We start from the raw sequence: 14,464 nt of genomic DNA, 5'->3' as shown, positions 1-14,464 counted from the left end.
TGATGTGTTTATTGATTCGGCACGACTACGATGAAAGCTCCTGCTCCGACAGGAACTGTTCCTTATGGAACCCAAAAGGCAGCATCAATAAGTTGTTCGGAAATTGTGAAATCGTAGTGTTATAGGCACGGACAGTAGCGTTAAATTGCTCGCGCCGGTCAGCAATGTCGGATTCGACCTGAGCCAACTCTTCCATCAGAGTTCCATACAGACCGTCCGCCTTTAACTCGGGAAATGTCATCCGCAAATTGGACAGGCGCTCGACAATACCGTGTCCGGAGGATGGATTCGCCGTCCCACTGAAATCGCTGGAAACTTTGCCAGCAATCCCACTTTCGTGAATTCCGTAAGATTCCACAATGGAAATCAGCTTAGTGATCAGATCGCCACGTTTTTTCTGCAAAACAGAAATGTTGGAATGTACCTCGGGAATGATATTAAGCAGTCGCTGAACCTCGTTGTAAATGCTTATGCTAAAAACAAGTGGTACGATAAAAATTAGAGCTATTAAGGTGAGAATAAGATGTTCTGTTGACATATTTAAATTGTTAATTTGAAAAAATAGGGGACAGACCCAATGCTGTTCACTTAATAAGAATTCGATCATAATGCCTTCATTGCATCATCATGAGGCATTCGACCATGGCTGGCAAACCGCTTCAACTGGGTGGACCGATTCGCATTGCTGACTACTTGAGTCTGGGCCTTTTGGCTCGGCTTGTTCCTCCCTCGCTGGTCGATCAGGCGCTGACAGCTCATGGAAAGCATAGTGTGCGGCAGCGCGATTTACCTGCCCATGCCGTGGCGTACTACGTGATGGCGCTCTCGTTGTATCGGGGTGTCAATACCGAGGAAGTGCTCCAAGTGGTGACCGAGGGGATGGAATACCTCGGCGCCAACGCGATTCGGCGCGAGGTTGGCAAGTCCGCGATCAGCGCGGCACGAAGCCGTCTCGGCGCTGCGGTGATGCAGACGATCGCGGAATATGCACTAACGCCATTGGTAACCGAACAAACGGCCGGCGCCTTCTACAAGGGGTTGCGCCTTGTAAGCTTGGACGGCTCCACGCTTGAAGTAGCCGATGAGGAAGCCAATCGCAAGGCGTTCGGCGTACCGGGAACCCAGCAAGGACGCACCGGCTATCCACAACTGCGCTTCGTCGGCTTGCTTGAGAACGGTACGCATGCGTTGCTCGGGATTGCCCTTGGCGGTTACAAAGATGCGGAAGTGACATTGGCGCACCAGGCCATCGCCTATCTAAAACCAGGCTTACTATGTCTGGCGGACAGGGGCTTTGCTGGCTATCCGCTATGGCAGGCGGCCAGTCGCACTGGCGCACAACTGCTGTGGCGGATTCCGAAGAATCGGGTCCTGCCTGTCAATCGTCGCCTGAGCGATGGCTCATACTTGTCGCAGATTGAGCCTGCGCCAGCAACGCTGAAAAAAATGAACGACAAGGTTGCCCCAGCACTCGCGGTGCGTGTCATTGATTATCGACTTCCAGGTGTTCCCGATGCGGAACCGATCTATCGCTTGATTACCAATATGCTTGATCCAGAAGCAGCTCCCGCCCAAGAATTGGCAGCGTTGTATCATAGCCGCTGGACAATTGAAACGACGTTTTCCGAAATTAAAACAACGCTTAAAGGCGCTGATGTTGTCATGCGAAGCAAGACACCGGAACTGGTGCGCCAAGAATTCTGGGGGCTCATGCTCGCTCATCACGTCGTGCGTAAGCTCATGCTGGAGGCAGCGCTGGCGCGTGAGCGAGCACCAAATGACTTGAGTTTCAAGCACAGCCTTTCACTTCTGCGCCGCAAGCTTCCCGCTAGCGGTGCCATTTCCCCCAAAGCAGTTCCCGAAGTGGTGGAAGCAACTTATTGATGCTGTAGCGGAAGGCATCATCACCAGTCCACGAGGACGCACCAATCCTCGTGTGGTTAAGCGACGAACAAAGCAGTACCTGCCAAGGAAAGGTCATGAGCCGATGAACTTGCGCTGTCACTGGATACCGGAGATCGTTAAGTGAACAGCATTGGGGACAGACCACGGTTTTTGCCCATCAATACTTAAAACCGTGGTCTGTCGCCTGTTTATTTCGATCAGTTGGGTCCACATAATTGTTATTTGCACGACAGCATACGTACAGACGATGCTTGTGTCTATCAGGCAATAACACTTGCGGCATGTTGGGTCATGTCTTGTATCATCGCAATTTGCTAAAAAAATGTGCGCCTGCACAGCAGCACTAGAAAAAATTCCCCCGAATGACCCCCGCACCCAACACCAAACGCCCGATCTGCGCGACCTGCCTGCGCCCGCACAGCACTTGCATCTGCCGCTGGATCACGCCGACAGCGCACGCGGTCGAGGTGCTGATCTTGCAGCATCCGCTGGAGGTGGCTAACGCCAAAGGCAGCGCACGGCTGTTGCATCTGAGTCTGCCGCGCAGCCGGATGGTGACCGGCGAAGTGTTCGCCGAGCCGGAATTGCAGGCGCTGCTGACTGCGCCGTTCGCGCCCAAGCCGGCGGCACACAGTCCGAAACATGCGATCCTGCTGTATCCGGAGACAAAGGAGGACAAGGTGCTGGGCATTCCGGCGCAGCCGGTTCTGGCGCCGGACTTGCTGCGCAATCCGTCGCAATTGCGCCTGATCGTGCTGGACGGTACCTGGCGCAAGAGCCGCAAGATGCTTTACCTGAATCCGCTGCTGCAACGATTGCCGCGCCTGCCGCTGCGCGACACCCCGGCCTCGCATTACCTGATCCGCAAGGCGCATCGGCCGGATCAGCTTTCCACGCTGGAGGCGACTTGCGCCGCGCTGATGCAGCTGGAGGGCGGCGTTGAACAGTTTCAGCCTTTGCTGACGGCGTTTGACGGCTTTGTGGCGCAGCAGATCGGGTATAGGAAGTAGTGCAGGCCTCTGTGCCTGCAACCCGATGCAGGCACGGAGGCCTGCACTACTTTTAGCCGCTCCACCATGGCTTAAAATATACTGGCACCTATATTTTTAATGGGCTAATGAATATTTGCGGGAATTACGGCATTTTTTACTATACTCCCTGCAAATAGATGGAAATTCGACGAGCCATTCGCCCATTACCGCCGCTTTTCCGCAACCCCAAACACTACCTGATACGTTAAAGGTAGCAGGCCGTCGTTATCGCGCAGCATTTCGTAACGCGTTTGCGCGGCTTGCCATGCGGTTTTGCCCATCATGCTGCGGCGCCGGTTGCCGCCGATCTGGTTGGCGCCGATGCCGCGAATAGTGGCGAGCAGGGTCTTGAAATTGCTGTGGCGAGTGATCCAGTTTTCACATGTCATTTTGATGTGCTCGAAACCGGCGGTTGCCAGCGCCGTCTCGACCTCAGCCGCGGCGGCGAACGACAGCACGCGGCGGTGCGCGTCGATGCCGGCGAAGGCGCTCTCCAGTTCATGCAGCGTGTTCGGTCCCAGCGTGGAAAATACCAGCAGGCCGCCGGGCGCGAGTATCCGCTGCAATTCGGCGTAGACCAGCGCCGGCTGGCACCATTGCAGCGCCAGACTGGACCAGATCAGATCGAAGCTGGCGTCGGCGAAGGGCAGGCGTTCCAGATCGCCGCAGACGCTGGCGATGCCGCGCGCCATCGTCTTGCGCGCCATTTCCGGTGCCAGATCGCAACCGACCACCAGCGCTTCGGGCCACTGCCGGCGCAGCAGGCTGGCGCCGTAACCGGTGCCGCAACCACCGTCGAGAATGCGGATTGGTTTCAGGTCGGCCTGCGTATCAACTTGTATGTCGGGCAGCGTTGTCGCCAGCCGGTCGCAGACCTGGTGCTGAAATTGCGCCATCGCGTCGTAAGAATCGGCGGCACGATCGAAGGCGGCGCTGACCTTGCGCTTGTCGACGTCAGGCATCGATGAAATCCGTAATCAGCGCGGCGCAGCGTGCCGGGTCCGACAGAAAAGGGGCGTGTGCAGCGTCCGGCAAGACTGCCAGTCGCGCCTGCGGCAGCGCGGCCGCCAGCCATTGCGCGGCGGCCAGCGGCATCAACTGGTCGTGCGCGCCGTGCAGCAGCAGTGTCGATTGACTGATATGCGGCACCAGCGCCCGCAGATCGGTGTCGCGCAGCAGCGCCAGGCCGGCTGTGAGTATCGCAGCGGGCGGCAGTTCGGCCGTGGCCAGGGCCAGAGCGCGGCCGATGCTGCGGCCGTTGACGTCGTTCTGGTTGAACAGCGCAATGAAGCGCTTGAGCGCGGTTTTCGGATCGTTGTCGACCGCCTCGGTGAATTCCGCCAGCGCTACGGGTGTCATGCCGTGCGGCCAGTCGGCGCGTTGCATGAAACTGGGCGTGGCGCCGATCAGGATCAAGCGCGCGACCTTGTCCGGATGGTGTTGCGCGGCGTGCATCGCCAGCAGCGCGCCGAGCGACCAGCCACACAGCGTGACCGGGGTGGACACTTCAGCCAGCAGCACATCGACCAGCGCATCCAGCGTATAAAAGGAGGGCGCTGCTGTGCCGGCGTAGCCGGGCAGCGCCTGTGCTTGTGCTTGAATTTTGAGCTGTGCAGCCAGACCATCCCATGCCCCCGGAAGCATGCCCCAGCCGTGCCATAAAACCAGTTCGCTCATTGCAACTGCCTCAATGCATCGAGCAGTCGGTCAACCTGCGCAAGGCTGTGTGCGGCCGAGAGTGTGATGCGCAGCCGCGCAGTGCCCTTGGGCACGGTGGGCGGGCGGATTGCCGGTACCCAGATCCCTTGCTCGGCCAGTGCTGCGGAGCAGCGTAGCGCAGCATCGTTGGCGCCGATGATGATGGGCTGGATCGCGGTCGGCGACGGCAGCAGTTGCCAGCGCGTGTCTGCCAGGCCATTGCGCAGGCGTTCGATCAGATTCTGCAAATGGCTGCGTAGCGCGTCGCCTTGTTCGATCAGTTTCAGGCTCTTGATCAGCGTGGCGGCCACGATCGGGCTGGCTGCGGTGGTGAAAATATAGGTGCGGGCGCGCTGCATCAGCCATTCGATCACATTGGAGGCACCGGCCACGAACGCGCCGGAGACGCCGGCCGCCTTGCCCAGCGTGCCGATGTACAGCAGGCGCGGATGGGCGCCGAGCTCGATGCCGAGATGCTGGAGCGTGCCGCGCCCGTGGGGGCCGAGCACGCCGAAGCCGTGCGCGTCGTCCACCACCAGCCAGGCGTCGAAGCGCTCGGCCAGTTCCAGCAGTTGCGGCAATGGCGCCAGATCGCCGTCCATGCTGAACACAGCATCGCTCAGGATCAGCTTGCGCCTGGCGGTGCTGGCGGCCAGTTGACGCTCCAGCGCGGCCAGATCGTTGTGCGGATAGCGCTGATGGGCGGCGCGCGATAACTGAGCGGCGTCGATCAGTGAGGCGTGGTTCAGGCGGTCGGCGAATACTGCATCGCCGCGCCCGACCAGCGCCGGCACCACGCCCAAGTTGGCCATGTAGCCGGTGCTGAAATACAGCGCACGGGCGCTGCCGACAAAAGCGGCCAGGCGTTGTTCCAGTTCTTCGTGCGGCGCCAGATGGCCGCCGACCAGGTGCGAAGAGCCGGAGCCGACGCCCCAGCGGGTCGCTGCCTCGCGCGCGGCTTCGATCAGCGCCGGTTCTGCGGCCAGACCGAGATAGTCATTGCTGCAAAACGACAGCAGCGCGCAGCCATCGACTTCGACCTCAACTCCGCAGGGCGTGTCCAGCACGCGCCTGCGGCGTTGCAGGCCTTGCGCCTTGAGTCCGGCCAGTGCGCTATCGAGTTCGTCCTGGATCATGCGGCGCTTCCGGCAAACGTATTGGCAAACGAATTGGCAAACGAATACAGGGCATCGAGCACCGCGTCCGGCTGTTCCGCCATCAGGTTGTGGCCGCAGTGGTCGAGTTGCACCACTTGCGCATGCGCGATTGTGCGGGTCAGGCCGGCGCTGGCCTTGATCGGCGTCATGATGTCGCGCCGGGCAAGTAGAAACAGGGTTGGGCATTGCACCGATTGCGCGGCAATGTCGCCATTCGCATATGTATTGCAGGCCGAAAAATCGGTGTAAAAAACATGGTCCGGATTGAGTTTGGAGATGCGCTGCATCAGGCGCTGGTTGCTGCCCATTACATAAAAACCGGGGCCGGGGCTGGAGGGTTTTTGCGCTACCGATGTGTGCGACCAGATATTGACCATGTCGATTGCGCTTTGCTCATCATTTTTCGCCGCATCGAGCAAGATATCGGATACGTTCATCGGATAGGCGGTGCCGACTAGCGCCAGTTTGCTCACCCGTTGCGGCGCTCGGTAGGCGGCTTCCAGCGCCGCCAGCGAACCCATGCTGTGGCCGATCAGCATTGCTTTTTCCACGCCGGCAGCATCCAGCAACGCCAGCAACCAGTCGGCGATGGCTTCGACGCTGGTCAGCGCCGCCCCTTTGCTGCGGCCGTGGCCGGGCAGGTCGACTGCCAGCACGTTAAAGCCGTGGTGCGCAAAATAACGGGTTTGCAGTATCCAGATCGAATGGTCGTGCTGTGCGCCGTGGATGAAGACGGCAGTCGGCAGCAATGGGTTGAACGGTTTGCCGCCGGTGTAACAATAGGCATCGAAGCCGTGGATGTCGGTCAGCATGCTAGCCGCCTTTCTTGGTGCTGGGCTGTGACATCTTCAGACCGCGCGCCAAGTCATCCATCAGGTCGTCCACATCTTCCAATCCGATCGACAACCGAATCGTGCCTTCGGTGATGCCGGCAGCCGCGAGTTGATCGGCCGGCACCCGGAAGTGCGTGGTCGAAGCAGGATGGATTACCAGCGATTTGGCATCGCCGACATTGGCCAGGTGCGAAAAGATATTCAGCGTCTCGACAAAGCGTTGGCCGGCTGCACGGTCACCCTTGATGCTGAAGGTAAATACCGCGCCAGAGCCTTTCGGCAGCAGCGTTTTGGCCAGTGTGTAATCGGGATGCGATGCCAGTTCGGGATAGGAAACCGATTCCACCGCAGGATGTGCGAGCAGGAATTCGACCACCTTGCGCGTATTGGCGACATGCCGATCCATGCGCAAGCCCAGCGTTTCGATTCCCTGCAATACCGCGAACGCATTGTGCGGGCTCATCACTGCACCGAAGTCGCGCAGACCTTCGCGCCGCGCGCGCAGCGCGAACGGTGCGACCGTCGATTCTTCCGCAAACACCATGCCGTGGAAGCCGTCATACGGTTCGCATAATTCCGCGAAGTTGCCGGTTTTGTCATAGGCTTGCTGCCAGTCGAAGGTGCCGCCATCGACCAGCAAGCCACCGATCGCGGTGCCGTGGCCGCACAAGAACTTGGTGGCCGAATGGAACAGCAGGTCGGCACCATAGTCGAACGGGCGCAGCAGATACGGCGTGGTAAAAGTCGCATCGACCATCAGCGGCAAAAAATGTTCATGCGCGATTTCCGCAACTTTGGGAATGTTCAGCACCTCCAGTCCCGGGTTGCCGAGGGTTTCGGCAAACAGCACCTTGGTGTTGGGGCGGATCGCGGCGCGCCACGCATCGAGGTCGCGTGGATCAACGAAAGTGGTTTCGATGCCGAAGCGCTTGAGCGTGTAGGCCAGCAGATTTTGCGAGCCGCCGTACAACGCACGCGAGGCGACGATATGTGCGCCGGCACCGGCAATCGTCACCAGGCCGAGATGCAGCGCGGCCTGGCCGCTGGCCACCGCGATCCCGGCCACGCCGCCTTCGAGTGCGGCGATGCGCTCTTCCAGTACCGCATTGGTCGGATTCGAAATGCGCGAGTAGACGTGACCGGCGCGCTCCATATTGAACAGCGATGCGGCGTGGTCGGAGTTCTTGAAAACGAAGGACGACGTAAAGTGGATCGGTGTTGCGCGCGCGCCGGTAGCCGGGTCGGGTGCGGCGCCGGCGTGCAGCGACAGGGTGTCGAATTTGAGGTAATGTGTGCCGCTCATGCTGGATTAAGTCTCCGTTATTGGGTTTTGGCGTTGCAGCGGGAAGTTTAGCACCACGCCTTTTGTACGCTGCGATGTGCCACCTCATCAAAATAGATTGTATTGATTCGCATGCTGGATTTTTCACTGTGCTTGCGCTACAGTCATAGCACAATTAACAATCACACAAAGAAGAATCATGAAAGTCTCAGAAATCCTAACGGTCAAAGGCAATATCCTCTATACGGTCACGCCTGATACTCCGATGATCGATGCTATCAACACGATGGCGGAAAAGGACATAGGTTCGCTGGTCGTGATGGAGTATGGCGATCTGGTCGGCATGCTGACTTTCCGCGAAGTGCTCAAGACGGTGCATGAGAACAACGGCAGCGTGGGCAGCGATAGCGTGCGCAAGCACATGGATGACCATCCGCTGACGGTGACGCCGGATACCGACATCAATGAAGTGCGCCGCGTGATGCTGGAAAAACACGCCCGCTATCTGCCAGTAATCGATGCCAAAACCCTGCTGGGCGTGATTTCCTTCTATGACGTGGCCAAATCAGTGCTCGAAGCACAAAGTTACGAGAACAGGATGCTCAAAGCTTACATTCGCGACTGGCCGGGTGAGGCGGAAGATTAAAGAGATTATTACTGTCTGGCCGTTAGCGGCTTGATGCAAGAGCCGCTCACGGTGATACTGCCGCGAGCGGCTTTTTTTGTTTTAACGTCTGGCCCCATCTCTCAACCACAAAAGGATCGACCATGCATATTGCCGTCATCGGTGCCGGATTATCCGGTTTAACCTGCGCTCGCCAATTACAAATTCAGGGGCATAGCGTGACTGTGTATGAAAAAAGCCGCGAGGTGAGTGGCCGCATGAGTACGCGTCAGACTGAGTTCGGCGGCTTCGATTATGGCGCGCAATATTTTACCGCTAGCTCGGCAGCTTTTCGCAAGCAGATTTCCGCCTGGAAGAAGGCAGAATTGATCATCGACTGGAGTCCGGATCTGGTGCAGCTGGAACAGGGTACGCCGGGTGTGCACAAGCCGGCCGGACGCTCCCAAAAACGTTTTATCGCCATCCCCGACATGAGCAGCCTGTGCAAACATCTGGCGCAAGGGCTGGATATTCGCACCGAGCAGGTGGTGCGGCGCATTGAACCGCTCGGCAAGCAATGGCTGCTGTCGGTCGGTTCAAACAGCGTGGCAATCGATGCCAGCGCCGGCCCGTTCGATGCGGTGCTGCTGGCGGTTCCGGCCGATCAGGCGGTGCCGCTGCTAACAGCGGTGCCGGCCTTGGCGAAGCAGGTGGCAAAGGCAAAAATGTCTCCGTGCTGGGCCTTGATGCTGAGCTTTCCGTTGCCTTTGGCGCTCGGTTACGACGGCGCCTGGGTCAGCGGTTCGCGCCTGTCCTGGATTATTCGCGATAACGCCAAGCCGGAACATCGCGATGGCGAGCGCTGGGTGGCGCACGCCTCTGTCGACTGGAGTATCGAACATCTGGAAGACGACGAGGAGCGTGCCAAGGAGAAGTTGCTGAAGGCCTTTCACGAGGCGACAGGTTCGCAGGTGCAACCGGTCCATGCCAGTGCGCACCGCTGGCGATACGCTCAGGCGCTTGCGCCATTGGCAGAGGATTGCCTGTGGCGTCCAAAACTGCGCATCGGTGCCTGCGGCGACTGGTTCGCGGCTGGCCTGGAAGGCAGTGGACGGGTTGAAAATGCCTATTTGAGTGGCTTGGCGCTGGCCGCGGCAGTGGGCTCTTGATCGGGTTTTTATCGATCGCCAATCCTGAAAAAACGTAACTATTCAGCCGGCTATAAGAGACTTCTAAACCGAAGCAGTTTTTGTGATTTTTGGTGGAGCGGACCCGACCGCGACCGGACGCAAACAGTCGTGACCGGGTCCGCCCCTTCTATGATGAAACCCAAGTCAAGATTTTTTTCGCAAATTTATCCACTCCCTTGAATGCAAACATAAACACGTTTCTTGAAAGAGAGTGAATCTTTCAGTACAGAGGGCGTTGTAAGGCTCAGATTGCAAAGTCAGCAACACGTTCCCCACCCGACTCGCGAGGTTGGGGAATTTTTTATTTGCTTCTGCTCCTTGATCAGCTGGCGCTGGCGTACTGCTGACGCAACTCGCGCTTGAGCAGCTTGCCAGAGGCAGTGCGCGGCATGGATTCTACGAAGAACACTCGCTTGGGCACCTTGAAGGGGGCGATGTGCGCCTTGGCGTGAGCGATCAAAGTCTCGGCATCGACCTGCTGGCCTGCCTTGAGGCTGACAATGGCAACCACGGCCTCGATCCATTTCTCGTCAGGCAGACCGATCACCGCCACTTCGCTGACGGCCGGGTGGGTATAGAGGCATTCTTCGACTTCGCGGCTCGATACCACGACGCCGCCGGTGTTGATGATGTCCTTGATGCGGTCGGCGATGTAGAGGAAGCCGGCTTCGTCGAAATAGCCGACGTCGCCCGAGTGAAACCAGCCGCCGGCGAAGGCCTCGAGGGTTTCTTCCGGCTTGTTCCAGTAGCCCGTCATCAACTGCGGCGAGCGATGGATGATTTCACCCATTTCGCCAGGCGCGCAGTCTTCCATCTGCTCGTTAACGATGCGTGTTTCGACGTTGAAAATAGGTTTTCCGGCCGAAGCAGGGCGCTCGGCATGATCTTCCGGCGAGAGCACGGTGGCCAGCGGGGCGATTTCGCTCTGGCCGTAGCAGTTGAACAGGCGGGCTTTCGGCAGACGCTGGGAGAGTTCCTGTAGCACCGGCACCGGCATGATCGAGGCGCCGTAGTAGCCCTTTGCCAGGCTGGAGAGATCGTGGCGGTCGAAATCCGGATGGCGCAGGAAGGCGATCCAAACCGTGGGCGGCGCGAAGAAGGAGGTGATGCGCTCCTTGGCGATCAGCTCGAAGCAGAGCTCGGGCTGTGGCGCCTGGATGACGATGGTGGTGGCGCCCACCAGCAGTTGCGGCATCACGAAGACGTGCATCTGCGCCGAGTGGTAGAGCGGCAGCGAAGCCAGCGAGCGGTCGGTTGAGTTGATTTCGGTGGCCAGCAGGGTGCTCGTGTATTCGGCCATCAGCGCCCGGTGCGTCATCATCGCGCCCTTAGGGGCAGCTGTGGTGCCCGAGGTGTAGAGCAGTTGCGCGAGATCCTCCTCGCTGATCGAAACCTCGGGCGCGCTCTCGCAGCCGGGGGCGCGGGCAAAAGCCAGAATATCGAGCGTGTCGCCGCCGTGCAGTGTGCCAACCCATTCGCACGGCGACTGCGGGCCGAACTGTTCGATATGCCTGGCGATGACCAGGTCGTGGAAGAGGACGCGAGCTCCCGACTGTTCGACGATGTAGTGCAGTTCGCCTTCGGTCAGCGCGTAGTTGATCGGCACGTGGGTTAGTCCAGCGCGCACGCAGCCCAGCCAGAGCAACACGTAGGCGTCGGAATTGCGACCGTAGGCGGCGACGCGGTCGCCCGGCTTGAGGCCGAGGCCCAGCAGCCGGTGCGCGACGCGGTTGACGGCGACATCCAGCGCGGCGTAAGTCCAGCGCCGGTCTTCGTAAAGCAGGGCTTCCCTGTTCGGATTGCGCCGCACGGAGCGACGCAGGGCGTCGCCGATGGTGTTGCGGCTGGCTTGCTGGATTTCGGTCTGGCTCATGATTTTTCTCCGGAGTTTGTTGTTGTCGGGTGTCAGTTGCGTATCTTGCGTCAGATGCAGTAACTTCTCAATAAGCCGTGGCAAACGCTTCATGAAAATGAATTGCCCTACTCGCGCAGGCAGAAATCCAGTGTTTCAATATGTTGCGCATATTCCTGGATTCTCCCTTTGCGGGAATGATGCCACGGGTTATTGAGAAGATACAACGCGGGCGCCTTCGCGCGCCAGCTTGAGGGCCACGGCCCGGCCGATGCCGCGACCGGAGACGGAAACGAGTGCAACCTTGCTATCGAGTTTCCCACTCATTGCATATCTCCAGAGGATTGACGCTTGATGCGGTAAGGCGATAACTGCGTTGCCGTTGATATTGCCGGTGTGACCTTAGTTCAGGCGCTCGATGATGGTGGCAGTGGCCATGCCGTGGCCGATGCACATGACCTGCAGGCCGAACTGGCCGCCGCGCTGTTCGAGGCCGCATAGCATCTTGGCCATCAGACTGGCACCACTGCCGCCCAACGGGTGGCCGTGGGCGATGGCGCCGCCCCACGGGTTGAGCTTGTCCATGTCGGGCTTGAATTCACGCGCCCAGCACAGGGCGACGGTGGCGAAGGCTTCGTTAAGCTCGATCCAGTCGAGATCGGCAATCGTTAGTCCGGCACGTTCGAGCGCCATGCGGGTGGCAGGAATGACGCCGGTGAGTTGCAGCACCGGGTCGGAGCCGGCGACGACACGGGCCCGAAAACGGGCCTTCGGCCGGATGCCGCGCTGTTCGGCGGCAGAGCGGCGACCGACGACCACAGCACCCGCGCCGTCGGCCATCTGGCTGGCGTTGGCGGCAGTCACGACACCGTTTTCCGGCGAACGGAAAATCGGCAGCATGGCGGCCATCTTTTGTTCGTCGATGGTGGGGCGCACGCCTTCGTCGTAATCCAGCGTCAGCGCGGCGCCTTCCTTGTCGACACCGGGCAGCGGGACGATTTCCCGATGCACACCGGCCAGTCGGGCGGCGTAGGCGCGGCGATGGCTTTCTCGCGCGAAACTGTCGAGTTCGCTGCGCGACAGTTTCCAGTGGTCGGCAATCAGCTCTGCGCTCTCGATCTGATGCGGAATGGCGTAGCGCGAGGTAATGCCGGGGTGGAGATTGTCGAAGCCGCGGAACTCGCCCTTGCCCAGCGTCAGGTCGAGGAACATCGGCACCCGGCTCATGCTCTCGACACCGCAGCCGATGACGAAATCGAGGTCGCCGGCCGCTATCGCCTGCGCTGCCGCATGCACCGCATATTGGCTGGAACCGCACATGCGATTGAGGCTGACGCCCGGCACTTCCTGCGGCAGGCCGGCGAGGAGGGCGGCCTGGCGGGCGATATTGGCACCCTGTTCGCCGGCCTGGCTGACGCAGCCGGCAATGACGTCGCCGACGGCTTCGCCGGGCAGCCCGGCGCGCTCGAGTGCCGCGCCGATGATACCGGCCAGCAGTTGATCCGGCCGCGTTTCGCGCAGGGCGCCGCCACGACGGCCGAAGGGGGTGCGCACGGCGGCGAGGATGACGGGTTCGTTGTTGTTCTGCATACTGTTCTCCTGATTAAGCCCGGACCATTTTGCGGGCAATGATGTTGCGTTGGATTTCGCCGGCGCCTTCGTAGATCTGCAGCACCTTGGCGTCGCGGAAGAGTTTTTCGACCGGGTATTCGGTGCTGTAGCTCATGCCGCCAAAAATCTGGATGGCTTCCGTCGCCGCCCACATTGCCGCGACGGCGGCACCGGACTTGGCGATCGACGCCTGCTGGGCGCTGCGTATTTATGAAGGCGGTAGCTGGCCGAAGCGAGGTGGGCGCTTTTCGAGAAAGGCGCGGACCCCTTCGGCGAAGTCGTCAGTATCGGAGGCCGCGAGAAAAGCCGCGGCCTCGGCCTGCAGATGCTCAGGCAGGGTACGTTCGAAGCTGAAATTGATCAGTCGCTTGATCGATGCCTGCCCTGCAGCCGGCCCGGTGGAAAGTCGTCGGGCCAGCGCCAGGGCGGTGCCGTCCAGTTCGTCGAGGGCAGTCACCCGATACACTAGTCCACAGTCTTTCGCCGTGATGGCATCCATCGATTCATTGAGGAGCGCCATTGCCATGGTGCGCTGCGGGCCGATCAGACGAGGTAAATGATAGCTGGCTCCGCCGTCGGTGCTGGCGCCGAGAGCGTTGTAAGCCACTGTGAAACGGGCGTTGTCCGCGGCCAATAAGAGATCCGCAGCACAGGCAAGCGAAAATCCGAAACCCGCAACTGCGCCGCGCACGGCAATTACTACCGGTTGCGGCAATTGACGCAGGCCGAGGATTGCCGCATGCGCGTCGTCGATGATGCCGGCAACTTCGTGACGGCGCATCGCATCGCGTTCGGGGTTGACGGCTTCGTCCGGCGTGCTGCCGACCAGTGTGCCGAGCCAGTTGAGGTCAGCACCGACCATGAAGTGCTCGCCCGCAGCACGCAGCAGGACGGCCTTGGCAGAGGGCGTGCGGCCGATCTCGCCGACAGCGTCGCGCAAGGCTGCGGCGAACTGGCGCGTCAGGGTGTTGCGCTGTTGTGGACGATTGAGGGTAATCACCGCCACCCCCTCGGTAATTTCCAGAAGGAGCGAGGCGTCAGGCATTAGCGGAACCTTCGGCGTAGATGGTTTCGATCTCGAGGATCGGGTGGATCGAACTGGCGGAACCTTGATGCAAGGCTTGTCTCCTCTTTTATCTTGAACGGAGGAGGCTGCTGCCTCCTCTTGCGATCATTCGAAATCTGCATTGCGTGCCACGCACAGCGTAGGTCGCCTCGGGCAAGCAATGCATAAAATTCCGGCGTTTTTTGTTGTTGCTGTTGCTGTTCGTTCGATGATTATAGGGGCGCTCATGTTTTGT

The 14,464-nt window shown here is 59.8% G+C and carries 14 protein-coding genes and 1 pseudogene; 4 read left to right on the top strand and 11 right to left on the bottom strand.

Features of this window, described 5'->3' with window-relative positions:
* Positions 1-25 precede the first annotated feature (25 nt).
* Positions 26-607 (bottom strand): LemA family protein, encoded by a 582-nt coding sequence (locus KGFNPO_RS09860; RefSeq protein WP_472631126.1) that lies wholly within the window; start codon positions 605-607, stop codon positions 26-28.
* Between the two features lie 20 nt (positions 608-627).
* Between KGFNPO_RS09860 and KGFNPO_RS09855 the strand changes: the two genes are divergently transcribed.
* Both KGFNPO_RS09855 and KGFNPO_RS09850 read left to right on the top strand, forming a co-directional pair.
* A complete protein-coding gene (locus KGFNPO_RS09855; RefSeq protein WP_472631125.1) occupies positions 628-1,884 on the top strand; it encodes an IS4 family transposase in 1,257 nt (418 codons plus the stop codon).
* 383 nt (positions 1,885-2,267) lie between these two features.
* A complete protein-coding gene (locus KGFNPO_RS09850) occupies positions 2,268-2,915 on the top strand; it encodes a tRNA-uridine aminocarboxypropyltransferase (RefSeq protein ID WP_472631124.1) in 648 nt (215 codons plus the stop codon).
* Between the two features lie 185 nt (positions 2,916-3,100).
* On the opposite strand, the gene bioC is transcribed toward KGFNPO_RS09850, so the two are convergent.
* Genes bioC through KGFNPO_RS09825 form a run of 5 tightly spaced genes read right to left on the bottom strand, consistent with a single transcriptional unit; the run spans position 3,101 to position 7,927 of the window.
* Positions 3,101-3,898, bottom strand: coding sequence for a malonyl-ACP O-methyltransferase BioC (gene bioC, locus KGFNPO_RS09845; protein WP_472631123.1), 798 nt, complete (start codon positions 3,896-3,898; stop codon positions 3,101-3,103).
* Entirely contained in the window at positions 3,891-4,613 is a 723-nt protein-coding gene (locus tag KGFNPO_RS09840; RefSeq protein WP_472631122.1) for an alpha/beta fold hydrolase, read from the bottom strand. The genes bioC and KGFNPO_RS09840 overlap by 8 nt, the downstream gene beginning before the upstream one ends.
* Entirely contained in the window at positions 4,610-5,770 is a 1,161-nt protein-coding gene (gene bioF, locus KGFNPO_RS09835) for an 8-amino-7-oxononanoate synthase (protein ID WP_472631121.1), read from the bottom strand. Before bioF ends, KGFNPO_RS09840 begins: the two co-directional genes overlap by 4 nt.
* A complete protein-coding gene (locus KGFNPO_RS09830; RefSeq protein ID WP_472631120.1) occupies positions 5,767-6,603 on the bottom strand; it encodes an alpha/beta fold hydrolase in 837 nt (278 codons plus the stop codon). Before KGFNPO_RS09830 ends, bioF begins: the two co-directional genes overlap by 4 nt.
* 1 nt (position 6,604) lies before the next feature.
* Positions 6,605-7,927, bottom strand: a complete 1,323-nt coding sequence (locus KGFNPO_RS09825; protein WP_472631119.1) for an O-acetylhomoserine aminocarboxypropyltransferase — start codon at positions 7,925-7,927, stop codon at positions 6,605-6,607.
* Positions 7,928-8,105: 178 nt separating this feature from the next.
* On the opposite strand from KGFNPO_RS09825, the gene KGFNPO_RS09820 reads away from it, so the two are divergent.
* Together KGFNPO_RS09820 and KGFNPO_RS09815 are read left to right on the top strand one after the other, a co-directional pair.
* The gene (locus KGFNPO_RS09820) at positions 8,106-8,552 is read left to right on the top strand and encodes a CBS domain-containing protein (RefSeq protein WP_472631118.1); all 447 of its coding nucleotides are present in this window, start codon (positions 8,106-8,108) and stop codon (positions 8,550-8,552) included.
* Positions 8,553-8,674: 122 nt separating this feature from the next.
* Positions 8,675-9,679 (top strand): NAD(P)/FAD-dependent oxidoreductase, encoded by a 1,005-nt coding sequence (locus KGFNPO_RS09815; RefSeq protein ID WP_472631117.1) that lies wholly within the window; start codon positions 8,675-8,677, stop codon positions 9,677-9,679.
* Positions 9,680-10,022: 343 nt separating this feature from the next.
* Here the strand turns inward: KGFNPO_RS09815 and KGFNPO_RS09810 are convergent, their stop codons facing one another.
* The 5 genes and pseudogenes from KGFNPO_RS09810 to KGFNPO_RS09790 all read right to left on the bottom strand — a co-directional run bounded on the left by KGFNPO_RS09810 (position 10,023) and on the right by KGFNPO_RS09790 (position 14,208).
* The gene (locus KGFNPO_RS09810) at positions 10,023-11,573 is read right to left on the bottom strand and encodes an acyl-CoA synthetase (protein ID WP_472631116.1); all 1,551 of its coding nucleotides are present in this window, start codon (positions 11,571-11,573) and stop codon (positions 10,023-10,025) included.
* 201 nt (positions 11,574-11,774) lie between these two features.
* Positions 11,775-11,879: pseudogene (locus KGFNPO_RS09805) on the bottom strand (3-oxoacyl-ACP reductase); the annotation flags it as partial.
* Between the two features lie 75 nt (positions 11,880-11,954).
* Positions 11,955-13,142, bottom strand: coding sequence for a thiolase family protein (locus KGFNPO_RS09800; RefSeq protein ID WP_472631115.1), 1,188 nt, complete (start codon positions 13,140-13,142; stop codon positions 11,955-11,957).
* 13 nt (positions 13,143-13,155) lie between these two features.
* On the bottom strand, positions 13,156-13,347 hold the full coding sequence (locus KGFNPO_RS09795) for an acyl-CoA dehydrogenase family protein (protein ID WP_472634444.1): 192 nt from the start codon (positions 13,345-13,347) through the stop codon (positions 13,156-13,158).
* Positions 13,348-13,371: 24 nt separating this feature from the next.
* Positions 13,372-14,208 carry an enoyl-CoA hydratase/isomerase family protein gene (locus KGFNPO_RS09790; protein WP_472631114.1) on the bottom strand — a complete coding sequence of 279 codons (837 nt, stop codon included), beginning with the start codon at positions 14,206-14,208 and terminating at the stop codon, positions 13,372-13,374.
* Positions 14,209-14,464: the final 256 nt, after the last annotated feature.

This window comes from Gelidimonas diazotrophica (genome assembly GCF_055694025.1).
Note: the sequence above shows the minus strand (reverse complement) of the source record. Positions and strands in the feature narration are given on the sequence as shown.